This window comes from Streptomyces sp. NPDC048643, assembly GCF_040650615.1.
In the GTDB taxonomy this organism is placed as follows: domain Bacteria; phylum Actinomycetota; class Actinomycetes; order Streptomycetales; family Streptomycetaceae; genus Streptomyces.
Window position 1 is genome coordinate 103,459 of sequence record NZ_JBEZHO010000023.1, and the last position, 25,451, is coordinate 128,909.

The following is a 25,451-nucleotide window of genomic DNA, read 5'->3' on the forward strand; positions in this document are numbered from 1 at the left end:
CCGCTAGGGCGCCTCGTCCGGCCCGTCCCGCAGGTCCGTCACCCGCTCCAGCAGGATGGTCTCCCAGGCGCGCCGCAGCCGGGTCTCCAGGAGCGGGACGGGGTCACCGCCTCGGCCACGGAGGCGGTCGGCGAGGCGGACGACGGTGTCGCAGCGGGCCAGCCACAGACCGCGCAGGCAGGGGCGGGCGCCGTAGCCGGCGAGCGTCGCGGCCCGCACGGCGGCGGGGGCGCCGACGGCGACGGCGAGTCCGGCGATGTCCTCGGCCGGGTCGCCGACGACCGCGCCGCTCCAGCCGAGGACGCCCCGCACCCGTCCGCCGGCACCGGTCACGAGGTGTTCGCCCGTGAGGTCGTGGTGGACGAGGAACGCGGCGCCCGGCTGCGCGGCGAGCTGCACGGCGGCGGGCTCGGCGAGCTGGTCGAGCTCCGCCGGGTCGAACTCCTCGGCGGGCAGCCTGCGGGCCGCGCGCACCGCGGCGGCCCGCAGGGTCTCCAGCGAACGCGGCCGGGCCTGTGGCACCCCGAGGGTCCCCGCCTGGCGTACGGGCACGTCCCGCAGCCCGGTCAGCAGGCCCGCCAGGTCGGCCTCCCCGACGGCCGAGACGCCCTGTTCCTCGGCGGAGGCGCCGGGCAGCCGGGTGTCGAGGGTGTAGGCCAGCCCGGTCGCCCATTCGCCCCGCGCGACGCTCACCGGGACCGGCACCCCGATGTGCGGGCGGACCAGGTCACGCAGCCGCAGCTCCCGGCGTTGCCGCAGGGAGGCGTCGCGGTCCCCGGCGAGCCGCAGCACATGGCGCGGGCCCACCCACCAGGTGAGGTGCTCGCCCTCCTCGGTGACCGGCCGCACGTCCGGTCCCGGGCTCGTGGCCCCGTCGTCGGCGAGCAGCGAGCGGACCAGGCGGCTGACGGTGTCCGGGGTGGGGGTCGGTGGCGGTTGGTTCATGGTCGCGCCCCTGTCGTCCGGGTGCGGGGGCGAGGCGGTCGCCGCGAGGTCGGTGCGTCCACGTCAGTCGACGACGACCATCTCGCGGGAGGTGTCGTTGAGCCGGCGTCCGCCGTCCTCCGTCACCGTGACGATGTCCTCGATGCGGACCCCGAAGCGGCCCGGCAGGTAGATGCCGGGTTCGACGGAGAAGCACATGCCGGGGACGAGCGGCTGTTCCTCGCCCTCGACCATGTAGGGCGGTTCGTGGGTGGTGACGCCGATGCCGTGGCCGGTGCGGTGGATGAAGTAGCTGCCGTACCCGGCGTCCTCGATGACGGCACGGGCCGCCCGGTCGATGTCCTGGCAGGCGGCTCCCGGGCGTACGGCGCGGAAGCCGGCCTCCTGGGCCGCGCGCACGATGTCGTGCACCGCGCGCTCCTCGTCGTCCGGTTCCCCGACGTGGACCGTGCGGGAGGTGTCGGAGCCGTAGCCGTCCTTGAGGCCGCCGAAGTCCAGGACGACCATGTCGCCATGCTGGATGACACGCTCGTCGGCCTCGTGGTGGGGGTTGGCGCCGTTCGGTCCCGAGGCGACGATGGTGAAGTCGACCTGTGAGTGGCCGAAGCGGCGCAGCAGGTCGGCGAGGTCGGCGGACACCTCGGACTCCCTGCGGCCGGCGAAGGTGACCTTCCGGATCTCCTCGAACGCCGCGTCGGCGGCCGCCCCGGCCGCCGCGAGCCGCTCCAGTTCCGCCGCGTCCTTGACGGCGCGGAGCATCGGCAGCGCCTCGGTCAGGGCCGCGTACCGGGAGTCGGGCAGCCGTTTCTGCAGGCCGAGCAGGTGCAGCGCCCAGCCGTTGTCGCTGATGCCGAAGCGGCCCGCGGGGTCGAGGAGGGGCACGGCGGCTTCGTAGGGGTCCGTGCCGTCGGTCCAGTCGTGGAGGGTCAGCGCGGGCGCGCCCGTCGACTTGGCCGCGTCGGGTGCCTCCAGGGTGGGCACGACGAGCGCCGGGTCCTGTCCGGCCCGCAGCACCAGGAGAGTGAGCCGCTCCGTCTCGACCGGGCGGTATCCGGTCAGCCACACCAGGTCGGGCCCGGGCGCCACCAGGACGCCGTCGAGACCGGCGTCGGCGGCGGCCTCGGCGGCGCGGCGCATACGGGTCTCGTAGTCGACGGCGGTGAAGGGCGCGGGTGTGGCGGCGGTCATCCATGCCTCCGTGTGTGCGGAGTTCCCCCAGAGGGCTACGGGCAGCATCCTCCCCCTCCGCCGGAACCCGCGCGAGCGGATCCCTGCGACGGGGCCGACTCCGGGGTGCCCGCCGCCGTCGGACATGGTGACCGGACGTCGCGACGGCGGCCGTCGAGGGCGGCACGAGGTCGACGGCGACGAGGTGGGGCATCCCTTGGGGCCGCCCGACGAGGTGGGGCATCCCTTGGGGCCGCCCGACGAGGTGGGGCATCCCTTGGGGCCGCCGGCACGGCCGGGCAGCACCCGCCGTACTCCGGCGGGTCGAACAGCGCCCGAGCCCGCCCCGGAGGACCGGGGGCGCCCGGTCGGAAGCCGGTCCGCTCCGCTCCACGTCGCCGCGAAAAGCGCCGCCCGGCGGTACGACAGGGCGATGCGGGCGGGCCGGCGGTCCTCACGTCGCGAAGCCCGGGACGGCCGACAGGTGCACGCGGGTCCCGCTCGCGTGCTGGACGTCCAGGGTGAGTTCCCGGCCGGGCTCGACGGCCGCGACCGCGTGGGCGAGGTCGGCCGCCGACTTGATCCCCTTGCCGCCGACGGCGAGCAGGACGTCGCCGCGGACCAGGCCGGCGGTGTAGCCGGGACCGGGGACGTGCACGCCGACGAGCAGGGCTCCCCCGCCCTTGGGCGCGTCGACGGCCTCGACCCCGAGCGCCGCCCGCCCCGACACGTCGGCGGCCTTCGGCGGCGGGATCGGGGCGCCGCTGCCGGACGCCGTCGTGGTCCCGCCCGGGTGCGGCGCCGCGGAGGCGCCCGGCCCGCCGGACGGCCCTCGCGGCTGCCCGGCCGCACCGGCCTGCTTCTGCAGGGCGGCCAGTTTGCTCATGCCGATCACGGTCGCGCCCACGGTGCCGAGCCCCACCCCGGACAGCACCAGCACCGCCCCGACGAAGAGGCTGAACAGCAGCGTGACCAGCCGCCTGCCGCGCCGCTTCGCCGCGTGCGGTCGCCGGACTCCGCCGGGGTGACGCTCCCCGGTGCCCGGTTCCTGCCCGGGCATCGGCTTGGGACGCAACGCGGTCTGTTCCATGGGTCGCCTCCGGCGGATGCTCTGCGGATCGCCTGCGGCTTCTGCCCTACCCCACGCTCCGGCGCGCGATGGTTCCCTAACGAGTGAGACTGGCGCCCCCGTTCGAGAAGTCCTCCTCCAGACCGCTGGTACGGCGAACCGGCGCGGGGCATGACGGAGGGCGGTGCGGGTGGTCCGTTCGAACCGGACCCCCGCACCGCCGGACGCGGTCGGTCACCGCGGACTCACCGCGGGTCGCGGGGCGTTCAGAGGGCGGCGGGCTCGGCCCGCCAGGCGAACGGCAGCCCGGGTGTCTGGTCGGGCACGAACCCGTGAGCGCGCCGGGCCAGGTCCGCAGCGCCGTAGCGGCGGCAGTCCTGGTGCCACTTCAGGATGCCGGCCAGCCAGTTCTGCAGCTCGACGACATAGCCCTGCATGATCCCGCGTACCTCCTCCGAGAGCTTGAAGTCCTCGAACAGGATGGGGAACTCGTGGGCCGCGACGTGCTGGAACTGCTCCATCCGCTGGGTCATCAGGTCGTGGATGATGCCGAGCGCGGTCGGGTAGTCGCAGCCGAAGAAGTTCTGCACGACGAGGATGCCGTTGTGGACCTCCCCCTCGTACTCGATCTCCTTCTGGTACGAGAACACGTCGTTCAGGAGCATGGCGTAGTCCATGGCGGCGTTCTCCAGCGAGCGGACGGGGCCGCTGCGGTACACCTCCGGCGGGACGGCGGGTCCGTGGCCGAGACGGCACAGGCCCATGGTCAGGTCGGAGCCGAAGGTGGCCCGGCGCATCTCCAGATAGTCGATGGGGTCCGGGATGCGGTTCTGGATCTGGTTGGACAGCTCCCACAGCCAGCTCTCGGTCATCACGTCCACCGACGCGCGCACGGTCCGGCGCGCCTCCGGGGGCATCTCCGCGGTGGTGCGCCGCCACAGGTCGATCAGTCCGCGCTCCATCGCGTTGACCGGTACGGGGACCTCCTCGCCGTCGATGGGCATGCAGGCCGACAGACGTGCGGTGGTCAGCTTGGCGGCGGCCAGGTCGCGGCGGTTGCCGAACAGCAGCGGGTAGTAGTCGTCGCCGTACGTGCCCCAGGCCAGCCACTGCGAACTGAGGTCGAGCGCCTCGGGGGTGGCGTCGGGATGGATGCCGGCCGCGCAGAGCGGCAGGTCGTAGGCGATGAGTTTGTCCTCGTCCCAGACGCCCTCCTGGAGCATGCCCGTGCCGTGCATCCAGCCGGTGAGCCGCTCGCGGGCCCCGGCGAGGTGCGGACTGAGCGTGACCTCGAACGGCATGTGGAAGTCGGGGAGTTGAGAGGGACCGACCTTCTGGAACGGGACGTGGGTGTACGCGCGCATCCGCTCGGCGCCGGCCGCGGAGAGCAGACCGCCGATGTCCGCGGCGGACGTGCCGAAGCCGGCCATGGCGAAGGGCCGCGGCTCGTCCGTGGCGCCCTGGTTCATGTAGCGGCTGGAGCGCATGTGCCATTCGTGGCCGCCGGACTGCCAGTCCACGAGTCCCTGCGTGTACGCGGCGACCGCGCCGACCTCCGGCGGGGTGAGCCCCTTCTCCAGTGCCAGCGCGGGCACTTCGGTGAGGGCCGTGTGCTCGAACTGGTGCAGCCGCGAGGTGAGGATGTCGTTGACGGTCTCGGCGGCCTCCTGGGTCGTGCAGCCGAAGAACGTCTCCAGGACCAGGACCCCGTTGCTCAGTTCACCCTCGTCCTCCACCTCGCGCTGGTAGGAGAAGAGGTCGTTGCGCAGATGGACGCCGTCCGAGAACGTCTCCATCAGGACGCGCAGCGGCCTGGACTCGGCCACGGACGCCGGGACTTCGGCGGTGGCGTACTCGACGAGACCGGCCGACCAGGGCGCGCCGCCGACCTTGCGGCGCATCTCGATGTACTCGACGGGGTTGGAGACCCGCCCTTCGTTGATGTTGGACAGCTCCCACATCGACTCGTTCAGCAGGTGTTCGGTGGAGACGGCGAACCGCCTGCGCCAGTCCTCCGTCATCGCGGGCACGGTGCGCGCCCACAGGTCGGCGAGGCCCGCCTCGACCGGGTTCTCCGGCTCCGGTACGGGAGTCGACAGGTCGTGAGGCATGAACAGCGGCAACCGGTCGAGGTAGGCCTTGCCGCCCTCGCGGTCCTGGGTGCGCTTGAAGGTCTCCAGGAAGTGGTCGTCGAAGAAGAACACCCACACGTACCAGTCGGTGATGAGAGAGAGGGCCGGTCCGTCGCAGTCGGGGTGGGTGTACGCGCACAACAGGCCGTAGTCGTGGGCGTCGAGGTCGGACTGCTCCCAGATGCCGGAGCCTTCCAGCATGCCCATTCCTCGGGCCCAGTCGACGGTGTGGGCCCGCGCCTCGTCCAGATGCGGGTTCAACCGGGCGGTGTACGGCATGTAGAAGTGCGGGAGTTCGAACGGCTGCGTCATGGCCGGGCCCTACCCACGGCCTCGCGCGGACATCCGCGGGCCCGGACATGATCACACCATCGCGTGAATCGGTGCGAAAGCCGCGCACGGCGGCACGGTTTCCGGTCCGGCGGACCCGGCCGGTCCCCGTCCTAGCGTCGCGCCTGGATCAGCGCGTGGGTGCCTCCGGTGCGCCAGCGGCCGTCCTCGGCGGCGTCCAGGGCGGCCTCGGTGGCGGGGGCGAGTCCGACGACGACGTCGGACTTGAGGGTGCGCAGCGCCGCCACCGGCCCGGGGAAGTACGCGGTGGCCTCCGCGAACGGGGTGGTGGCCGGGTGGAGGCGGTCGCCGATGAGGCGACGGTAGTTGAGGTCGCCCTTCAGGAGGGTGACGTCTGCAGCCGCGAACTCCTGGCGGAGGTCCTCGGGCAGGTCGGCGTACGGGAGCGGGGCGCAGGCGAAGGGGTGCGCGCGGAGGGTCAGCCGGCCGTCGGCGAGGGCCGCCCAGAGTCGCTGCCCGGCCTCACCCGCCGCTCCGTCGGCCGAGGTGAGCCGGCGCAGGGCGTCGAGGGCGTCGGCGGTGGTGGCGTCGGAGACGTAGTACGGGTACGGCTTCAGGTGCAGGACCGCCTGTCGGGCGCGGCCGTGGCGGAGCAGGTGGTCGATGAGGAGCAGGTCGGGGAGGAGTTCCCGGCCGGCGTTGTCCGCGACCAGGCAGAGGGTGCCTCCGGTGAAGAGGGAGCGCAGCGTCTCCCCGTCGTTCGCGACGAGTTGGGAGTCGGCCGTGGACTCGCCCCCGGCTGCCTGCAGCCGGAATCCGAGGTCGGCCCGGTTGCCCCACAGCGAACCGTGCAGGAGGGCCTCCTCCTGCTCCTCGACCGGGCGGTGCGCGAGGTCGTCGAGCGCGGCGAGTTCCTCGTCCGCCTCAGTACTCTCCAGCTCGGCGAGCTTGAACGGCCGGAAGGGGTCGATGCCCTGCCAGGGCCCCGGGGTGAAGTAGTCCACCGCTTCGAGGAGTTGGCGGTAGAAGTAGCTCTCGGACCAGAGGAAGGGCACGTCGAACCAGGACCGGCCGTAGTACGCCCGGCCGCCCCAGGCGTCCCACTGGGCACGGTCCGCCGCCGACGTCGGGAGCGGTTCGATCACGCCCTCGGAGCTGTTCGTGAGCAGGCCGGCGAGTGCCCGGCGCTGATCGGGTCCGTACGGAAAGGCGTCCTCCACCTTCCGCAGGAGTGCCGGATGCCGTTCGGCCAGCACGCTCCAGGGGAACGAGCCGCGCACCGAGGAGACGACCACCGGAGCGTCGTCGGGGGCGGCGGCGGACGGGGCGGTGGCGTGGGGTTCGGGCATGCCGTTCACCGTACCGGCCGGGCGGGAGCGGCCCGCGGACGCGGGCGCGCGCCGGACGCCGCTCCCCCGGAGGGTCCGGCGCCGGCCGGCAGGCGGCCGCCCCCGGCCTGAACACAGGGCACGGTGGCCCCGTACTTCACGGTGCCCCGCGCGGGGGACCGTCCGGTCCCCCGCGGTGGCACGCCGCTTCGCCGACGCACCGAGGAGACCTCCGGATGACCGCCTACCGCACCGCCACCGCGGCCGCTGTCGCCCTGGCGGCCCCGCTGCTCCTCACGACGTTGGCCGCGGGCCCCGCGTCGGCGCACGGCGCCCCGACGTCACCGGTCAGCAGGGTGTACGCGTGCTCACCCGAGGGCGGCGGCCTGAACCGGACGAACGCCTGCCGGGCCGCGATCGCCGCGAACGGCGCGCCCTTCACCGCGTGGGACAACCTGCGGGTGGCCGGCGTGAACGGCCGCGACCGCTCGGTGATTCCGGACGGCAAGCTGTGCAGCGGCGGCCTGCCCGCCTACAAGGGGCTCGATCTGGCCCGCGCCGACTTCCCGTCCACACGCCTGACGCCCGGCGCGTCCTTCACGCTCGCCTACAGCTCGACGATCCCGCACACGGGCACCTTCAAGCTCTTTCTGACGAAGCCGGGTTACGACCCGACGCGCCCCCTGAGGTGGTCGGACCTGCCGACGCAGCCGTTCGCGACGGCCACCGACCCGGCGCTCGTCGACGGCGCGTACCGCGTCAGGGCGAAGCTGCCGTCCGACCGCACCGGCCGCCAGATGCTGTTCACCATCTGGCAGAACACCAGCACGACGGACACGTACTACTCCTGCTCGGACGTGGTGCTCTCCGGAGCTCGCACGGCGTCCACACCGACCCGGAGCGCGGCGGCCGGGAAGGCGGGCACCTCGGCCGGCGGCCGGAGCACGCACACCCACACGTCGTCGCCGTCGGTGGCTTCGACGCCCGGCCGGACGTCGAAGCCCTCGCCGTCCGACTCGCCCTCCCTGGTGACCACGTCGCCCACCGAGTCGGCGGACACCGATCACCTGACGCCGGCCGCCGACAGCACGTCCGGCGGCGGCAGCGCCACCCTCCCCCTGGCCGCCGGAGCCGCGGCGGCGCTGCTGCTCACCGGCGGAGTCGCCGTCACCCTGCGCCGCCGCCGCTGACCCCGTACGCCCGTCGCCACCACCGCGAACCATCACCACCTGCGACCATCGACACAGGACGTCATCTCGTTCGGAGATGGACCGGCCAGGGCCGGTGACGGGCTGCTTCGGGAGTGGAGATGGATCTGCGACAGATGGAGGTCGTCGTCGCGGTCGCCGAGGAGGGCGGATTCACCGCGGCCGCCCAGCGGCTGCACGTGGTGCAGTCCGCCGTGTCGAGCACGGTCCGCGCACTGGAACGGGAGCTGGGCACACCGCTGTTCGACCGCACCACCCACCGGGTGTCGCTGACGCCGGCGGGTGAGGCGTTCGTCCCCGCGGCGCGCCTGGCGCTACGGGCTGCCGATCAGGCGCGGGCGGCCGTCGACCTGGCGCGGGGACAGCTGCGCGGGAAGCTCACCGTCGGCACGATGCAGGGCGTCTGGGCCGACCTCCACAAGCCGCTGGCCGCGCTGCGCGCCGAGCATCCGGGCGTCGTGGTGCGGCTGCGGCAGGCGGCGGTCGCCGACATCCGGCAGGCGCTGCGCGACGGCACGGTCGACCTGGCGGTGGTCGCGCTCGACCGGCAGCAGCAGCGCGGTCTGGTGACCCGGCTGCTCTCCCACGAGGAGATGGTGCTGGTGTCCGCCCCGCGGCGGGCACTCTCCGTGTCCGGTCCCGACGGCACGGTCACGCTCGCCGAGACGGCCCGGCTGCCCCTCGTGGACTTCGTGCCGGGCTGGGCGATCCGCCTCTCCGTGGACCGGGCGTTCCGCGCGGCCGCGGTGGAACGGGAGACGACCTTCGAGGTCAACGACATCGTCGCCGCGGCCGAACTCGTCCGCAACGACCTCGGCGTCTGCGTCATGCCCGCGTCGATCGCCGCGCGGTTCCCCGACCTCGTCACCCACAGCTTCGACCGGCACGCGCCGCACTGGAAGGTCATGGTGGTCCGCCCCCGCGGCGAGACCCCGCCGGTGGTCGCCGCACTGCTGCGGCACATGACCTGAAACTCCATCAGATGGCCTGCCCCGTACGACCGTTCAGGCGGACTCGACCGGCTGGACGGGCGGGACGGGCTGCGGGGTCATACGGTGCAGCCCCTTGCGGTCGTAGTAGCGGGTCATCGCGAAGCCGAAGAGGAGGCCGACCGCGGTGCCGACGCCGATCATGAGCCAGGCGCGGTCGAGGCCCGCGTCGGCCCGCGCGTCGAAGAAGAGGATGGCCCGCACCCCGTCGCTGAGCTGACGCATGGGCTCGAAGATCGAGAGGAAGCGGTAGAAGCCGGGGACGGCCTGCAGCGGCACGGTGGCTCCCGAGGAGGGCAGCCCCAGCACGATGAAGACGAACATGGACACGAGCTGCCCGATGCCGCCGAACGCCGCGTTGATGGCCTGCACACCCAGACCGACGGCGAGACTCGCGCAGTAGGAGTAGATCCACAGCAGCGGCAGGTGGGTGGCGTCCATGCCGAGGATCGCGACGGTGGCCAGCATGACCAGGGAGACCGTCAGCAGGGTGATCCCTGCGGTCATGGCCATCTTCAGGAGCAGCGTCTGGGTGCGGTTGATCGGCACGGTGGGCCGGCGGGTGTGCCAGGGGCCGATCTCACTGTCGGCGTAGCCGAGGGCCGTGTCGACGCCGGTGCTGATGAGGTTGGCGCCGAGGAACCCGGCGAGCACCAGGAGCAGGGTGTAGTAGAAGGCGCTCAGTCCGAGTCCGCTGTGCCGGCCGATGGGGTGTCCGACCCGGGTGACGACCTGGACGGGTTCGGCGAGGAGCAGGCGTGTGGTGGGGTCCGCCTTCGCGGTCGCGGGGGACGCCGTCAGCTGTTTGCCGATGGTGGCGGAGGCCTGCTGCGCGGCGGCGGTGGTGATGCGGCTCGCGAGGGAGGAACCGAGGCTGCCCATACCGGGGTTGGTCAGCACCGTCAGGGTGGGCCGTGCCGTGGCGTTCGCCGTCGTGAGGGCCGCGAGGGAGTCGGTGAAGTTCGTGGGGACCTCCAGGGCGCCGTAGATCTTCCCGGAGGCGAGCTCGTCCTGCGCCTCGGCGGGGGTCAGCCGGCGCCACTCGACGGTGTCGGACGTACCGTCGGAGACGATGGCGGTGGTGACCTGGGTGCCGACGTTCTGGCGCTGCCCGGGGAGCGGCTTGCCCAGGTCCGCGTTGACGAGCCCGATCGGCAGGTCGTGCAGGTTCCGCTCCGGGTCGACGATGCCGCCCATGTAGAGCAGCGACAGCAGCAGGGCGAGCAGTGCCGTCAGCACGGTGGGGAAGATCCACAGCTTCGGCCGCAACAGCAACGCGCCGGCCCGGGCCCCGCCCCCGGACCCGCCCGGCCCCCCTCCGGCACCCGGCCCGCCACCGCCGACATCACCGCTGCCGCCGCCACCGCCACTGAGGAGGGCATCACCGGTCGCGTCCCCGACGGGATCACCGACGGGGTCACCGCTGCCGTCGTCCTTCGGGTGCTTGCTGTCGGCGTCCATGCTTCTCCATAGGTTCCGGGCGGCGCGGGACCGTCGGGGGCGCGCGGCCCGGCCGGGGGTCCGGGGCCGCAGGTCAGGCCAGGATCGGTTGTCCCCGGGCGTCACGGACGCCGACGCGCCGACCGACCGGTTGACGGCCGCGATAACCTGACGGGCACTCGGACACGGCCCACACCGGATGGCGCGACGGTCCGCGGCGGGGACGAACGGGGCGCGGATGTGGTCCCACTTCCGCGGTGTTCCCGTACCTCACGTTCTTGGGGAGAAGCGTGCGCAAAGGAAAGGTCATGCGGCGCCTCGTCGACACGTTGGTCGACGAGGTCCGGCTGCCGGTGCCCACCACTCCGGACGCCCTGTTCGGAGAGCTGATCCGGGCCGTGGGCAAGGGAACCGGGCGTGAACTGGAGCTGGTCAAGGAGCGGTTCCCGTACGGGACCGCCAGCGGCCTGTGGCTGGACCTGCCCGACCGGGACCTCGTCGTGGTGGAGCAACGGGCCACGCCGCTGCACCAGTTGGCGATCTTCTTCCACGAGGTGTGGCACCTGGAGACGGGTACCTGCGCCAGCCACGTAGTCGGCCGTCCCGTCGCGGCCCGCATGCTCTCGACCCGTCCGGACCTCCCCCAATTGGAGGAGACCGTCCGGAGGGTGGCCGCGCGCTCGGACTTCAGCCGGGCCGAGGAGGCGGACGCGGAGCGGTTCGGTCTTCTCGCGGTCACCCGGTTCCGGATGTGGCTGGAGGGCGAGGACGACGGCATGTCCGCGGATCTCGGTGAGATCGCCGGACGGATCGGCGCCTCGCTGGGAAGCCGTCGTCGGCAGGTCTGAGCCATGGAATCCTCGGACTACTACATACCGGCGATCGCACTGTGGGCCTGTCTCGCCGTGCGGCTTCCTGGTCTGCTGAGGGACTGGCGGGACCCGTTGGTCCGGTCGGTCGGCCTGGTGATCGCGCTCGGGGGCGCCGGCTTCGTCTTCGCCGCGCCACCGACCATCGCCGCGGTGAACGGCATCAGCGGGGTCCCGAACGCGTCGTCCCTGCTCGTCTACGTCATCATCTCCGCGTTCAGCGCGTCGTGCCTGCTGCTCATCGTGCACTGGCGGGGCGGGCCCCCCGCATACGTGCGGCGGGTCTCGCGCCGCTGGCGGATCGCCTACCTGCTGATCATCGCCGCTCTGACCGTCCTGTTCGCGCTCGGTGACGCACCGGTGGAACGTCGCACCGACTTCGACACCCACTACGCCTCGGAGCCGTTCATCGCCGAGATGATCGTGCTCTACCTGCTCGCCCACATGACCGCGGCGGTCGTCACCACCTCGCTGTGCTGGCGCTGGGCCCTCCAGGTGCATGGCTGGCTGCGGGCCGGTCTGGTCCTGCTGTGCGCAGGGTGGCTGCTGAACCTGTCGTTCAGTTCCCTCAAACTGGCTGCGGTGAGCGCCCGTTGGACCGGCGGCAACTGGGACTCCCTCAGCACCACCTTCTCCCCGCTCGTCTCGGCGGTGGCCGCGCCCTGCGCCACCGTGGGGTTCCTGCTGCCCCTGATCGGCCCCCGGGCCGCCGCCTCTCTCCGGGCGTTCGGCGCCTGCCGGCGGCTCGGCAGCCTGTGGCGGGAACTCAGCAGTGCCGCCCCCGGCGTGGAACTCACGGGTCCGGTCGCCTGGTACGCCTCTCCCCACGTCCGCCTCACCCGTCGGGAGGCGGGCATCCAGGACGGCCTGAGCCTGATCCGGCCGCACCTCGACGACACGGTGCGCAACCGTGCCCGGACTGCGGCCACGGCTGCCGGAGCAGCTCCTGACGAGGCCTCGCTCGCGGGCGACGCCGCGATGGTCCGCGCCGCCGTACGCGCCACGCGCGACGGCCGCGCCGCGCCGCCCCTCGCGACCACGGACGCCTCCGTCGCCGCCCTGCGCGCCGATCTGCCGGGCCTGTCCCGCGCGCTGCGCACCTTCCCCGGCGTCGCGGAGGTCCTCCCGGACGCGAAGGCGCCGTCCCCCACCACCGTCCAGGACGGCGAGAGGTCCCGCACATGACGCTGACCGTGCCCCACCGCCGACGACGGCCGGGCCTGCGCACCAGAGGCCTGTGAACGGTGGACAGCGGAGTTGTCTTCTACGTTCCCGGTGTCGCTCTGACCGTCGTGCTCGCGCTCAAGGCCCGCTCCCTGAAGGACACGTGGCGGGATCCACTGATCGCGTCCAGCAACGCCATCCTGCTGATCGGCGCGCTGGTGTGCGTCCTGTCCGCGCCCCCGACGATCACCGTCGTCAACGCCGCCACGGGGATCTGCAACTTCTCGGCCCCGCTGGTGTACTGCGGCATGACGGCGCTCAGCGGCGGATATCTCGTCCTGATGACCGCCTGGCGGGGCGGATCGCGCCGCCGACTCGACCGGCGCATCCTGCTGATCGCCTCGTTCTGCACGGCGGTCGTCCTCGGGATCGTGGTCCTGTTCGCGCTCGCGGACGTGCCCGTCGAGCGCACCCGGGACCTGGACACGTACTACGCCGGCACCCCGTACATGCGCGAGATGATCCTTCTGTACCTGGCGTTCCACTCCGTCGCGAGCCTGCTCCTGACGGGCATGTGCCTCAGCTGGGTCCGTGTGGTCACCGGCATCACACGGACCGGCCTCGTCCTGGTCGTGATCGGCGCCTGCTTCGACCTGTCGTTCCAGGTCGCCAAGTACACGGCCATGGCGGCGCGTTGGAGCGGGCGGGACTGGGACTTCCTCAGCACCGACGTGTCGCCCCCGCTGGTGGCGACCGCCGGCATCTTCGTCGCGACGGGATTCGCCCTGCCACGGCTCGGCCCCTCCATCGCGGACACACTCCGCGCCCGGCGCCGTTGTCGGATGCTGAGGCCGCTCTGGGCGGAGGTGCGCGGCCTGCCGGCTCCGGCCGGCGCGGGCATCCCGTGGTGGACGCCTCCCGTGGTCCGGCTGACGCAGCAGGAGATCGCGATACTGGACGGCGTCCTCGCCTGCGGGCCCTATCTGGATCCGGAGGTGCGGGACACCGCGTACGCGGAGATGCTCGGACAGCCCGGGCCGGACTCACCTCCCCGGGCCGTTCCGGGAACGACCGTGCGCCTGACGCCACAGGAACACGCGACGGTGGTCGCCGAGGCGGCGATGCTCGCTGCCGCCCGCGTCCGGATGGCCGGACGTCACGAGCCGTGCGAGGCCGACCGGACGGGGTTGCTGGACAGCATGGAGAAGCCGCATCTGCGAGTCGGCCTCGCCCAGGCGCTGAAATCCTCGCCCGTCGTCGCCGCGGCCCGTCGCCGGGCCGCCCTGCACGACTCTCGCCGGAACTGACGCGTCCGTCGGACCGGCCGGAGGCCGGGTCCCCGTCGCCGGGCGCTGGGGGCCGCGAAGCTCCAGCCGCCGAGGAGCCGCTTCGCACGTGACGGAGAAGGCCGACCACCCCGTGCCGAATCGATTCCTCACGTAATGTTCGATTGCCGCACCGGCTAGCGGACCCAAGTCCGTTTCTCCGGTGGCCGTTCCGGTGCGCGCGTCACCTCTCAGGCCCGATCATGAACGTGTCGGGCCGGACGAGGCGCAAGCCGACGAACACGGGGCCGGGGGCGCACGACGGAGTGCGAGGGCCGGGTTCGTCTCCGTACACCGACTGCCCGGAACGACCGCGGCCGCACGGCCGCCAGAGAGGGTGCTTCCGCCGATGTCTGAAAGAAGGTCCGGTCACCGGCCCACCGCCGTGGTGGTCGGTGGGGGTATGACCGGCATGCTCGCGGCCTCCGTACTCGCCGGCTCCGGGGACGTCACGGTCGTCGAGACGGACACTCTGCCCGAACAGGCCTCCCCTCGCAGGGGGTTGCCGCAGGCCCGGCACGCCCATGTGCTGTGGTCCGGCGGAGTCAGGGCGCTCGAGCAGCTTCTGCCAGGCATCACGGAGCGGCTGCTGGAACGCGGGGCGCGGCGCGTGCCGATCATGTCCGGCATGGTGAGCAAGGCGCCGTCCGGACAGTGGTTCCGCCGCTTCGAGCACGCCCACCACGTGAACATCGTGTGCTCGCGCGACCTGCTCGACGCGACGATCCGGGCCGAGGTCGTGAGGCGGCCCGGCATCACCGTGCGGGAGAGGACCGAGACCCTGGGCCTGGAGGGCACCGTCGACCGCGTGACCGGAGTCCGGACACGGGACGCGACGGGCGACGGCACACTGACCGCGGACCTGGTCGTGGACGCGAGCGGGCGCGGCAGCCGGGCACCGTCGTGGCTCACCGAGCTGGGGCTCCCGGCCGTGGGTGAGCGCGTCGTCGACGCCGGCGTGGGCTACGCCAGCCGGATCTACCGGCCCCCGGCCTCCGCGCCGGACGACTTCCCGATCGTCAACGTGCAGGCCGAGCCGACCCGCCCACCGGGCAAGGGGGGCATCATCCTCCCCATCGAGAACGGCCAGTGGCTGGTCACCCTGGCGGGCACCCGGGGCGGCCTGCCGAGCCGGGACAACGACGCGTTCGTGTCCTTCGCCGAGTCGCTCGCCCACCCGGTCATCGGTGAACTCCTCACCCGGGCCGAGCCGGTCACCGACGTCGTCACGACGCGGAGTACCGCCAACAAGCGCCGCTACTTCGAGAAGCTGGACCGCTGGCCGGCCGGCTTCGCCGTGCTCGGGGACGCCGTCGCCGGATACAACCCGGTGTACGGGCACGGCCTGACCGCCGCAGCCCAGAGTGTGGTCGCGATGAAGGAGGTGCTGGCCCGACATGACCTCGGCTCGGCCAGGACCGCTCGGCTCGTTCAACGCGGAGCGGCCCGCCCGGTGGGGCATGCCTGGGATCTCGCGGTCGGCCAGGACGCCTTCTATCCCGGAGCCACCGCGGAGGCTCCGTCCCGGATCGAGCGCCTCATGGCCGCGTTCATCGACCGCGCCGTGGATGCCGGAGCCCGTAATCCGCATGCGCTGCGCGCCCTGTTGGACGTGATGAGCATGGAGCGGCCACCCGCCCGGCTCCTCGCCCCCGACATGCTGTGGCGGGTGTTCCTCGGCCGCAAGAAGCCTCTCCTGGACGGCCCGCCCCTGACGGACGGCGAGCGGAAGTCCGTCGGACTCTGACGTGATCACGAACTCCCTTGCCCTGTAAGGACCTTGAGAGCACCAAGGTTCACGGCGCGCAGGGCCCCGGGGCGGCGGCGGGCCGGTGACAGGCCGCCGACGCGCACTCCACGCCCGCACACGTTCCGGCGACGAAGTCCTCCCCCGCTCCAGTGGGCCCCCCGCCCCCGTCACCCAGCCGAACAACCCTCCCCCGCCCCTCCCGTGTCGCCCACCAGCTCGCCCCCCCTTCCGCTGCCGGACACATGGACGCCACCCCACACGGGAACGTTTCTCCTGTCCCCGTTGCATCGCCTTGGATCCGTCCGTCCGCATGCGGGCGTGACGCGGAAGGACGACGTGCGCCGTGTCCCTGCTTCCGCTCGAAAGCCTCCCCGCGGCACCCGCAGCCCCCGCCACCGGCCCGGCCGCCGTGCCCGTCGAAGTCCCCGCGCCGGTCGGCGCCCCCACCGCCGACCGCCTCACGCCCCTCGGACGCCTCACCCGTCTCAGCATGGTCCTGCTGCCGCTCCTGGTCATCGGGGCGTGGGCCGTGCTGGACCGGCACGCCCTGCTGGACGGAGCCGTCCGGCTGGGCGCCGCCGATCCCTGGTGGCTGCTGGCCGGGGTCTTCTTCACCGCCCTCGGCTGGGTGGCCGCCGCGTGCGTACGCCAGGGCGCCCTTCCGGAGCGGCTGCCGCCCGGGCTGCTGCTGGCGTCGCAGTTCGCCGCCGGTGCCGCCAACCACGTCCTGCCGGCCGGCATCGGCGCCCACGCCGTCACCCTGCGCTTCCTGCGGCGACAGGGCATCCCGCTGCCCCGGGCCACCGCCTCGGTCGCCCTCTACTCACTGGTCAAGCCGCTGGCGAAGATGCCGGTCCTGATCGTGTTCCTGATCGCCTCCGAGGACACCCTCCGGCTCGGCCGGCTCGCCCCGGACCGCTGGACGCTGCTGCCGGCCGCGGGCGGCGTGGCGCTCGCGCTCACCGTCGTCCTCGCCCTGCCGGCGATCGTCCGCCCGCTGCGCCGTCCGGCCCTCGACTTCCTGCGCACCGCGCTGACCGACATACGGATCCTGCACACCCGGCCCAGCCGGGTCCTCGCCCTCTGGGGCGGGTCCGCCGCGGCTCCGCTGCTCCAGGGGAGCGTGATCGCGTCGGTCGGCTTCTCGCTCGGACTGCCGTTGTCGTGGGCCCAGGTGATGTTCGCGCTCCTGGTCGCCAGTACGGCCGCGGGCGCCGTGCCCGCGCCCGGCGGTATCGGCCCGATGGACGCGGCCCTGGTGTTCACGATGGTCGCTCTGGGCGCCCCGATGAACCTGTCCACGGCCACCGTGATCGGCTACCGCGTCCTGACGGTCTGGGTGCCGCTGCTCCCCGGCACCCTCGTCCTGTCCGCCCTGGTCCATCGCAAGGTTCTGTGACGACGGGTCCGGCCATATGATCCGATCCGCCGCTCTCCCGCGGCGCCCGTCGCGGCGCGTGCCGCCCGAGAGAAGCAGGTCGGCCCACGTGATCGGACCCATCGTCACAGCACCCTGGATCCTCGCCCGTTGCGCCCAGGGGGCGATAGCCGTCGCGGCCGTCGCGGACGTCTTCCGGGCGACGGCGTACAGGACTCGGGCCGCGCATCCCACCGCGGCGAACCAGGACACCTCGGGGACCACGTCGATGGTGTTCGGCTATCTGATGCTCGCGGCCGTGGTCCTGTTCCTGGTGTGGTTCGACCAGAGTCGGCACAACGCCCAGGTCATCAGCGGCGACGCCGGCCTCGCGACCGGCGCCTGGCCCGTCGTCGCCTGGTTCGTGCCGTTCGTCAACCTGGTGCTGCCGCGCCGGTTCGTGCTCGACGTCCTGCGGGCGAGCGCCGGAGGGAGGCCGGGGCGCGACGAGATCCTGGTGAACGTCTGGTGGGGGGTGTGGATCGCCCACGCGCTGCTCGCCACGGTCGGCCAACAGGCGGCCCCCACGTCGCTGCCCCTCCTGCTACTGGGAGAGGTCCTCATGATCGCCGCCGGAATCCTCGTCATCCGGCTGATCCAACGCGTCACCACACTCCAGGGCACACCGCACCCGGCCCCACCGTCCCCGGCACCCCTCAGCCACAGGTGACCCGGGCGATTCCCGGGGCGCGCCGTGCGGCCCGCCCCGGGTGCCCGCCCCGGGGCGGCGGCGCCGCCCCGGGGTGGAACTCAGCCCTCTTCGGCCGCCAACCGCAGCGAAATGCTGTTGATGCAGTACCGCTGGTCCGTCGGGGTCGCGTAGCCCTCGCCCTCGAAGACGTGACCGAGGTGCGATCCGCAGCGGGCGCAGCGGACCTCGGTGCGGACCATGCCGTGGGAGCGGTCCTGGATCAGCTCGACGGCGTCGGTGTCCTTCGGGTCGTAGAAGGACGGCCAGCCGCAGTGCGACTCGAACTTCTCCGTCGAGGTGAACAGCTCCGCGCCGCAGGCGCGACAGGAGTAGACGCCCTTCGTCTTGGTATCGGTGTACTCACCCCTGAACGCGGGCTCGGTGCCGGCCTGGCGCAGCACCGCGTATTCGGCCGGGGTCAGCTCCGCGCGCCACTCTTCGTCCGGCTTTTCGACGTCGTACGACATGAAGCTCAACCCCTCACATTCCGGGAGACTCGCTGGGAGCCCACTGCTACTCGGACAGACGGGCGAGGATCTCCGGTCCGAGATCCGTCACGTCACCCGCGCCCATGGTGAGAACGAGATCACCGGGCTTCGCCATTCCCGCGACGACGGACGGCACGTCCGCCTTGTCGTGGACCGGCGTCACGTCCGCGCCCGCGGCGCGCGCGGCCTGGAGGATCAGCTCGCTGGTGACGCCCGGGATCGGGTCCTCGCGGGCCGGGTAGATGTCGAGGACCACGGAGGCGTCCGCCAGGGCCAGGGACTCGCCCATCTCCTTGCCCAGCTCCTGGGTGCGGGAGAAGAGGTGCGGCTGGAAGACGACGAGGATGCGGCCCGAGGTGCCGGCGCGCATGGCTTCCAGGTCGGCCGTCATCTCGGTCGGGTGGTGCGCGTAGGAGTCGATGACCTGGACGCCGGCCGCCTCGCCCTTGAGCTGGAGGCGGCGCTTCACACCGGTGTAGGAGGCGAGCGCGGGGGCCAGCTCGGTCGCCGGGATCCCGAGGGCGACACCGGCCGCGAGCGCCGCCACCGCGTTGTGCGCGTAGTGCTTGCCAGGCACGGAGACGGCGAAGGTGAGCTCGGCGCCGTCCAGCAGGACGGTCACCTCGCTGGTGAGGCCGCGCGGCACGACGGAGAGGACCCGGAGGTCCGCGTCGGCGGCGTCGCCGTACGTCACCACGTTCACGTCGCCCGCCCTCACCCGGCGGGTCAACTCGCGGGCGCCCTCGTGGTCCGCGGAGATCACCAGCGTGCCGCCCTCGGTGACGCGGTCCACGAAGGTCTCGAAGGACTCGTAGATCTCGTCCATGGACGCGTAGTTGGCGTGGTGGTCGAGCTCGACGTTGAGGACGATCGCGACCTCGGGGGCGTACTTGTGGAAGCTGCGGTCGGACTCGTCGGCCTCGGCGACGAAGATCTCGCCGTCGCCGTGCAGGGCGTTCGAGCCGGGGGCGCCGAGGTCGCCGCCGATGGCGTACGAGGGGGAGAGGCCGAGGGAGGAGAGGGAGACCGCGAGCATCGACGTGGTGGTCGTCTTGCCGTGGGTGCCGGCGACCGCGATCGGCCGCAGGCCGTCCATCAGGCGGGCGAGGGCGTCCGAACGGTGGACCACCGGGATGTCCAGCTCGGCGGCGCGGGCCAGCTCCGGGTTGTCCGCGCGGATCGCGGAGGAGACGACGACGCAGCTGGCGTCGGCGGCGAGGTGGTCGGCCGCGTGCCCGATGTGGACCGTGGCGCCGAGGGCGCGCAGAGCCTCCGCGGTGGCGGAGTCCTTCGCGTCACTGCCCGCCACCCGGGCCCCGCGCTGCGCGAGGATCTTCGCGATGCCCGACATCCCGGCGCCGCCGATGCCGATGAAGTGCGGTCGGTCCATCGCGGTAGGAAGGCCGGGTGCCATGCGTGTTTCTCCCCAAGATCCGGTACGAAGGTGGGCGCGTCCTCCGCGGAGAACGCGCCCCCAGCCTATGGGGTGCTTCCGGCGTCGCCCCACAAGGGACGCCGACGCCGCCCCCGCTGTTCAGTTCGGTGCGAACCTCACGCCTTGCTGTGCGAGAACAGCTTCAGCACCGGCACGCCCACCTTGTGGCGCGCCTTGGAGGCCCAGTCGCGGTGGAAGAACTCCTCCACGTAGTGCGGGTCGGTCAGCACGATGACCTCGTCGGCCTTGACCTCGTCGACGAGCTCCTTCAGCGCGTCGAGCGGGTGATCCTCGATCAGCCGCCCCTCGGCCTCGCTGCCGGACGCCCGCAGGGCGATCAGCGACACCTCCAGCGCCCGCTCGCCCTGGGTCGCCGCGGCGTCGCCCTCCGGGGTCTCGCCCTCGCGTGCCGCCTCGTCGATCTCGCCCAGCGCGACGTCGTCGATGGCCCGCAGCAGCCGGTCCGCCTGATCGCCCCGGGGCTGGAGCAGTACGTGGAAGGCGACCGTCTCGTCACCGTGCAAGGTGGTGACGAACTCCACGTCGGCGGACGTCAGGGCCTTCTCGATCATCAATACGCTTGTGAACACGACAGGCGCCCTTCTCGTCCGTGGGCCGTCCCGGCCCCCTGCAAAAACCATCCTGCCCCGTGACCGCACGGGGGCTGCGCGATTTAGTGTGCCCGGCGAACAACAAACGGAACGTGGCATTCCGATTACACGTCAGGACCGACGGTATCGGCTGTACAGAAACCCGGCCTCTTCCAGCAGCGACACTAGTTCGAACCGGCGCGGCAGCGGCACCGGGGGCCCGCCCGCGATGCGCTGGGAGTCTCCGGCGGCGAGCATCGGGGACAGCGTCAGGCACATCTCGTCGAGCACGTCGGCCGCGATCAGCTGGCCCAGCAGACGCGGGCCGCCCTCCGTCAGGAGCCGGGTGTGGCCGAGGTCGCCCAGCGCCCGTACGGCACGGGCCGGGTCGACCCCCGCGCCGTCCCCGGCGATCACCACGCGGGCGCCCGCCTTCTCGGCCGCCGCGATCCGGTCCGAGGGGGCCGCCGCGCCGGTGAGGATCAGCGTGGGCACCAGGGGCGAGGTGAAGAGCGGCAGCGAGAAGTCCAGGTCGAGACCCGCGGTGACCACCGCGACGGCGGGGGCGGGGGTCTGGCCCGCGGCCTCCCGGAGGGCCGCGAAGGCCTCCCGCGCGCGGGCCGGCCGGTAACCCTCCTGGCGTACCGTTTCCGCACCGGCGAGGACGACGTCCGCGAGACCCCTGAGAACACCGAAGACCCGCATGTCCGTGGGGCTGGAGATGGGCTGGGAGCGTCCGTCGTGCTGGGCGGCGCCGTCCAGCGTGGACACCATGTTGGCCCGCAGCCAGGGTCCGCCGGTCCCGGGGTAGGCGTAGGCCTCGGCCAGTTCCCCGAGCTGCCACTCGCGCTCCGTCACATCCGCCTCGGGAGCCCCGGCGGAGGCCTGGGCTGCTGTTTCGTAGGTCACAGGGAACAGGCGTCGCATGACGTGCAGTGTGGCACGGCGCATAGAGTGGGTGACCGTGTCGTCCTCCACCACCGCCTCCGGGATCGACCCGATAGCCGAAGCGGCCCCCCTGTCCCTGTGCGCCCGCGAGCCGCACGTGCCCGCCGACCGGCTCGTCGCCGAGATGGTGCCGCCACCGCGCTTCGACTCGGTCCGCTTCGCCACGTACATCCCGGACCCGAACCAGCCCAGCCAGACCGAGGCGGTGGGCGTCCTCGAAACCTTCGCCGCCGGGCTCGGCGGGGCGCACGCCGTGGGTGGCCCCCGGCGAAAGCTGTTCGGTTTCGGCAAGGCCCCGAAGACCCCGGCCGGCCCGCGCGGCGTCTACCTCGACGGCGGGTACGGCGTCGGCAAGACCCACCTGCTCGCCTCCCTGTGGCACGCGACCCCGGCGGAGCCCTCCCTCAAGGCGTTCGGCACCTTCGTCGAGCTGACGAACCTGGTGGGCGCGCTCGGCTTCCAGAAGACCGTGCAGACCCTCTCCGGGCACCGCCTCCTGTGCATCGACGAGTTCGAACTCGACGATCCGGGCGACACCGTCCTCGTGTCGACCCTGCTCGGCAAGCTGGTCGACGCGGGCGTCGCGCTCGCCGCCACGTCGAACACCCTTCCGGGCAAGCTCGGTGAGGGCCGGTTCGCCTCCGCCGACTTCCTGCGGGAGATCCAGGGCCTGTCCGCGCACTTCCGGCCGCTGCGCATCGACGGCGAGGACTACCGGCACCGCGGGCTGCCCGAGGCGCCGTCGCCGTTCTCCGAGGAGCAGGTCACCAAGGCGGCGTACGCCACCGAGGGCGCGTCCCTGGACGACTTCCCGCACCTGCTGGAGCACCTCGCGCGCGTGCACCCCAGCCGGTACGGCGCCCTGACCGACGGGATCGGGGCGGTCTGCCTCACCGACGTCCAGCCCGTTCCCGACCAGTCGACCGCGCTGCGTCTCGTCGTGCTCGCGGACCGGCTGTACGACCGCGAGGTCCCCGTCCTCGCCTCCGGAGAGCCCTTCGACCGGCTGTTCAGCGAGGAGATGCTGAACGGCGGCTACCGCAAGAAGTACTTCCGCGCGATCTCCCGGCTCACGGCGCTGGCCCGCGACGCGAAGGGCCTCGTGGAGAAGCCGAAGGACTGAGCGTCGCCCGGCGGGGAGCGGGTTCGCGCCAACCGCCCGCCCCCTTTCGGGCGCTCTTCACGGGCGAAACGCGCAGTTAACCCTGCAAACAACTCCGGCCGTTACGCTACGGAACGAAGCTGACCGTCGCCGTGGGTGAGCAGCCGGGAGGGGGCGCATGTTCCGAGGTACGACGGCCCGGACCCTGTTCGTGGTGCTCGCCGCCGTCCTGCTGGGCCTGCAACCCCTCGCCCCCGCCGAGTCGTTCGCGTCCGCGCACCGGGGTGAGGTCGTCGCCTGCGCCGAGGCGGAACACCCGCACAAGGTGGCACCGGCCCAGGGAACCCGGCGGCGCGTCCACGACGAGGATCCCGACCCCGGGCCGCCGGTCCTCGTCCCGCAGGCGTGCGACCCCGCCGCCGACTGCCGGCCGGCACCGCTTCGCGCCGCGCACCCGGGCACGTCCAGAGCCTCGACCGCGCACTCCCCCGCGGGACTTCAGGTCTTCCGCTGCTGAGCAGGGCACCTCCCCCCACACCCCGCTCCGCAAGCCGACGCGCCCTGACGGCGCGCCAGGAGGATCCGACATGCAGCCTCTCATCGACCATGCCCGCTCCTTCGGCCGGCGACCCGAGGACTTCGCCTCGCTCGCCCAAGGCCAGTCCCCGCAGGTGCTGTTCGTCACCTGCTCCGACTCACGGGTCGTCCCCGCCCTGATCACCGGCGCCCGCCCGGGCCAGCTCTTCGAGCTGCGCACCGCGGGCAGCATCGTCCCGCCCTACGTCCCCGGCCGTCCCACCTCCGAGGCGGCCACCGTCGAGTACGCGGTGGACGTGCTCGGCGTCCGCGAGATCGTGGTCTGCGGCCACTCGCACTGCGGCGCCGTCGGCGCCCTGGTGCGCGGCGAGGACCTCAGCGCCGTACCGGCCGTCCGCGACTGGCTGGCCCAGACCGAGCCGCCGGCGGACGTGCCGGACGACGACCCGGCCGTCGCCGGGGCGGTCCGGTCCCACGTGCTCGCGCAACTGCTCCGCCTGCGCTCCTACCCCTGCGTGGGACGGGCCCTGACGGACCGCCGGCTGCGGCTGCACGGCTGGTACTACGAGGTCCACACCGGCGCGGTGCTCGAACACCGCCCGGACACCGACACCTTCGAAGCGCTGTGAGGCGCGCGATGACCGTCCCCCACAGCACCGAGGGTCCCGCTCGCGGGTCCGGCCTCAGGAACCTCCCGGCGCGGTTCCCCCATCTGCGGCAGGACCTCGCCGCCTCCGTCGTCGTGTTCCTGGTCGCCCTGCCGCTCTGCGTCGGCGTCGCGGTCGCCTCCGGCGTACCGGCCGAACTCGGCCTGGTCACCGGCATCGTGGGCGGTGTCGTCACCGGCCTGATGCGCGGCAGCAGCCTCCAGGTGTCGGGCCCCGCCGCGGGACTGACGGTGCTGGTCTTCGAGGCCGTCCGGGAGTACGGTCTCGCCGCCCTCGGCGTCATCGTGCTCGCCACCGGGCTGCTCCAACTCCTCATGGGCGCACTGAAACTCGGGCGCTGGTTCCGGGCGATCTCCCTCTCGGTCGTCGAGGGGATGCTGGCCGGCATCGGGCTCGTCCTGATCGCGGGCCAGCTCTACGCGATGGCCGGGCTGAAGGCACCGGCGTCCGGCGTCGACAAAATCGCCGGGCTGCCACGGGCCCTCGCCGACGCCGTCGGGGACCCGGACGCGCTGGCCTCGCTCGCCCTCGGCGTCGGCACCGTCGCCGTCCTCGTCCTGTGGCCACGGCTGCCCCGGCGGATGCGCGCGGCTCCGGCGGCGCTCGGAGCCGTCCTCCTCGCCACCCTGGCCGTGCCGCTCCTCGACCTCCCCGTCGCCACGGTCGAGGTCAAGGGCCTGCTGGGATCGATCCAGCCGCCGCCCCTCGACGCGTTCGGCGGACCGGCGACCGCCGGGCTCCTCGGCACGATCCTCGCGTTCACCCTGATCGCCTCCGCCGAGTCGCTGTTCAGCGCGGCCGCCGTGGACCGCATGCACGACGGCCCGCGGACCGCGTACGACAAGGAACTGATGGCGCAGGGCGCGGGCAACACGGTGTGCGGTCTCCTCGGGGCGCTCCCGATGACCGCCGTGATCGTCCGCAGCGCGGCGAACGTCCGGGCGGGCGCCCGCACCAGGGCGTCCCGCGTGCTGCACGGCGTCTGGCTCCTGCTGTTCGCGGCGCTGCTGCCGGCCGCGCTCGGTGTCATCCCGCTGCCGGCCCTCGCCGGCGTCCTGGTGCACGCGGGCTGGAAGCTGATCCCGCTGCGCGAGGTCGCGTCGCTGTGGCGCGAGCACCGGGGCGAGGCCCTGATCCTCGTCGTCACCGCCGTGTCGATCGTCGCCGTCAGCATGTTCGAGGGCGTGCTGATCGGGCTCGCGCTGGCGGTGGCCAAGACGGCGTGGGAGGCCTCGCACGTGCGGCTCGACGTCATAGACAAGGGCTCCGGTCCCGTCCAGGTGTACCTCTCGGGCAACGCCACCTTCCTGCGGTTGCCCAAGATCCTCGACAGTCTGGAGGCGCTGCCGCAGGACCGTCCCGTCGAGCTGAACCTCTCCGGTCTGCACCACCTCGACCACGCGTGCCGCTCGGCGCTGGAGACCTGGTCGACGCGGCACAGCGCCGCCGGGACCGAGCCGGTGAGGGTCACCCCGGACATGTGACCCTCCGGCCGGGCCCGCCCCGCGGCGGGCCCGGCCGATCCCTCCTCCGCGGGCCGTCCGGGGGCGTGACGGGCGGCCCGCGGGGACACCGACCCGGCGACGTAACCTGGACGTGTCAGGCATGTCGGACGGCCCGGAAGGGGACCGCCCACACCGGACGACTCGAAAGGGGGTCGTCATGGTCGAGGAGATCATCGCGGCGATCGCGGTGGCAGGCTCTGCCGGAGTGGTGTACGTCGCGGCCGGCGCCCGGGTCGTCAAGCAGTACGAGCGCGGGGTCATCCTGCGTCTCGGCCGGCTCGCGGGCGAGGTCCGCTCACCCGGCTTCACGATGATCGTTCCGTTCGTGGACCGGCTCCGTAAGGTCAACATCCAGATCGTGACGCTGCCGATCCCGGCCCAGGAGGGCATCAC

General features: G+C 72.9%; 23 protein-coding genes. 13 read left to right on the forward strand and 10 right to left on the reverse strand.

The features are described from left to right. Positions 1-3: 3 nt before the first annotated feature. The 5 genes from AB0C62_RS23115 to AB0C62_RS23135 form a co-directional block, all read right to left on the reverse strand. Positions 4-945 (reverse strand): aminoglycoside phosphotransferase family protein, encoded by a 942-nt coding sequence (locus tag AB0C62_RS23115; protein ID WP_362975932.1) that lies wholly within the window; start codon positions 943-945, stop codon positions 4-6. Positions 946-1,008: 63 nt separating this feature from the next. Beyond that, complete coding sequence (locus tag AB0C62_RS23120) at positions 1,009-2,133, reverse strand: aminopeptidase P family protein (protein ID WP_362975934.1); 1,125 nt, start codon at positions 2,131-2,133, stop codon at positions 1,009-1,011. Between the two features lie 433 nt (positions 2,134-2,566). Next, a complete protein-coding gene (locus AB0C62_RS23125) occupies positions 2,567-3,202 on the reverse strand; it encodes a PDZ domain-containing protein (RefSeq protein WP_362975936.1) in 636 nt (211 codons plus the stop codon). Between the two features lie 245 nt (positions 3,203-3,447). Beyond that, positions 3,448-5,625 (reverse strand): germacradienol/geosmin synthase Cyc2, encoded by a 2,178-nt coding sequence (gene cyc2, locus AB0C62_RS23130; RefSeq protein WP_362975938.1) that lies wholly within the window; start codon positions 5,623-5,625, stop codon positions 3,448-3,450. Between the two features lie 131 nt (positions 5,626-5,756). Next, positions 5,757-6,953, reverse strand: coding sequence for a damage-control phosphatase ARMT1 family protein (locus tag AB0C62_RS23135; RefSeq protein WP_362975940.1), 1,197 nt, complete (start codon positions 6,951-6,953; stop codon positions 5,757-5,759). Positions 6,954-7,168: 215 nt separating this feature from the next. On the opposite strand from AB0C62_RS23135, the gene AB0C62_RS23140 reads away from it, so the two are divergent. Together AB0C62_RS23140 and AB0C62_RS23145 are read left to right on the forward strand one after the other, a co-directional pair. Next, positions 7,169-8,122, forward strand: coding sequence for a lytic polysaccharide monooxygenase (locus AB0C62_RS23140; protein WP_362975942.1), 954 nt, complete (start codon positions 7,169-7,171; stop codon positions 8,120-8,122). A 119-nt stretch (positions 8,123-8,241) separates the two neighbouring features. Further along, complete coding sequence (locus AB0C62_RS23145; protein WP_362975944.1) at positions 8,242-9,111, forward strand: LysR family transcriptional regulator; 870 nt, start codon at positions 8,242-8,244, stop codon at positions 9,109-9,111. A 33-nt stretch (positions 9,112-9,144) separates the two neighbouring features. Here AB0C62_RS23145 and AB0C62_RS23150 read toward each other — a convergent pair whose 3' ends face one another. Next, positions 9,145-10,590 carry a DUF3533 domain-containing protein gene (locus AB0C62_RS23150; RefSeq protein WP_362975946.1) on the reverse strand — a complete coding sequence of 482 codons (1,446 nt, stop codon included), beginning with the start codon at positions 10,588-10,590 and terminating at the stop codon, positions 9,145-9,147. A gap of 287 nt (positions 10,591-10,877) precedes the next feature. On the opposite strand from AB0C62_RS23150, the gene AB0C62_RS23155 reads away from it, so the two are divergent. From AB0C62_RS23155 to AB0C62_RS23180, 6 genes are all read left to right on the forward strand, one after another. Beyond that, positions 10,878-11,417, forward strand: a complete 540-nt coding sequence (locus AB0C62_RS23155; protein WP_362975948.1) for a toxin-antitoxin system, toxin component — start codon at positions 10,878-10,880, stop codon at positions 11,415-11,417. Positions 11,418-11,420: 3 nt separating this feature from the next. After that, the gene (locus AB0C62_RS23160; RefSeq protein WP_362975950.1) at positions 11,421-12,623 is read left to right on the forward strand and encodes an MAB_1171c family putative transporter; all 1,203 of its coding nucleotides are present in this window, start codon (positions 11,421-11,423) and stop codon (positions 12,621-12,623) included. Positions 12,624-12,682: 59 nt separating this feature from the next. Then, on the forward strand, positions 12,683-13,909 hold the full coding sequence (locus AB0C62_RS23165) for a DUF6545 domain-containing protein (RefSeq protein WP_362975952.1): 1,227 nt from the start codon (positions 12,683-12,685) through the stop codon (positions 13,907-13,909). Positions 13,910-14,276: 367 nt separating this feature from the next. Further along, positions 14,277-15,674, forward strand: a complete 1,398-nt coding sequence (locus AB0C62_RS23170; protein WP_362975954.1) for an FAD-dependent monooxygenase — start codon at positions 14,277-14,279, stop codon at positions 15,672-15,674. 346 nt (positions 15,675-16,020) lie between these two features. Next, positions 16,021-17,076: a lysylphosphatidylglycerol synthase transmembrane domain-containing protein gene (locus AB0C62_RS23175; protein WP_362975956.1), complete on the forward strand. Its 1,056-nt coding sequence runs from the start codon at positions 16,021-16,023 to the stop codon at positions 17,074-17,076. Between the two features lie 88 nt (positions 17,077-17,164). Further along, positions 17,165-17,764: a DUF4328 domain-containing protein gene (locus AB0C62_RS23180; protein WP_362975958.1), complete on the forward strand. Its 600-nt coding sequence runs from the start codon at positions 17,165-17,167 to the stop codon at positions 17,762-17,764. 80 nt (positions 17,765-17,844) lie between these two features. On the opposite strand, the gene msrB is transcribed toward AB0C62_RS23180, so the two are convergent. From msrB to AB0C62_RS23200, 4 genes are all read right to left on the reverse strand, one after another. Beyond that, positions 17,845-18,252 (reverse strand): peptide-methionine (R)-S-oxide reductase MsrB, encoded by a 408-nt coding sequence (gene msrB / locus AB0C62_RS23185; protein WP_362975960.1) that lies wholly within the window; start codon positions 18,250-18,252, stop codon positions 17,845-17,847. 46 nt (positions 18,253-18,298) lie between these two features. Then, positions 18,299-19,687 (reverse strand): UDP-N-acetylmuramate--L-alanine ligase, encoded by a 1,389-nt coding sequence (gene murC / locus AB0C62_RS23190; RefSeq protein WP_362975962.1) that lies wholly within the window; start codon positions 19,685-19,687, stop codon positions 18,299-18,301. A gap of 137 nt (positions 19,688-19,824) precedes the next feature. Then, positions 19,825-20,298 carry an indole-3-glycerol phosphate synthase gene (locus AB0C62_RS23195; RefSeq protein WP_362975964.1) on the reverse strand — a complete coding sequence of 158 codons (474 nt, stop codon included), beginning with the start codon at positions 20,296-20,298 and terminating at the stop codon, positions 19,825-19,827. Positions 20,299-20,430: 132 nt separating this feature from the next. Continuing rightward, positions 20,431-21,225, reverse strand: a complete 795-nt coding sequence (locus AB0C62_RS23200; protein ID WP_362975966.1) for a pyrimidine reductase family protein — start codon at positions 21,223-21,225, stop codon at positions 20,431-20,433. Positions 21,226-21,262: 37 nt separating this feature from the next. Here AB0C62_RS23200 and zapE point away from each other — a divergent pair, with 37 nt between their 5' ends. The 5 genes from zapE to AB0C62_RS23225 form a co-directional block, all read left to right on the forward strand. Continuing rightward, positions 21,263-22,369: a cell division protein ZapE gene (gene zapE / locus AB0C62_RS23205; RefSeq protein ID WP_362975968.1), complete on the forward strand. Its 1,107-nt coding sequence runs from the start codon at positions 21,263-21,265 to the stop codon at positions 22,367-22,369. Positions 22,370-22,526: 157 nt separating this feature from the next. Further along, positions 22,527-22,865: a hypothetical protein gene (locus tag AB0C62_RS23210; protein ID WP_362975970.1), complete on the forward strand. Its 339-nt coding sequence runs from the start codon at positions 22,527-22,529 to the stop codon at positions 22,863-22,865. Between the two features lie 70 nt (positions 22,866-22,935). Beyond that, a complete protein-coding gene (locus tag AB0C62_RS23215) occupies positions 22,936-23,514 on the forward strand; it encodes a carbonic anhydrase (RefSeq protein WP_362975972.1) in 579 nt (192 codons plus the stop codon). A gap of 8 nt (positions 23,515-23,522) precedes the next feature. After that, complete coding sequence (locus AB0C62_RS23220) at positions 23,523-25,037, forward strand: SulP family inorganic anion transporter (RefSeq protein WP_362975974.1); 1,515 nt, start codon at positions 23,523-23,525, stop codon at positions 25,035-25,037. A 178-nt stretch (positions 25,038-25,215) separates the two neighbouring features. Then, on the forward strand, positions 25,216-25,451 hold a 236-nt coding region (locus AB0C62_RS23225), incomplete at its 3' end, for an SPFH domain-containing protein (protein ID WP_362975976.1).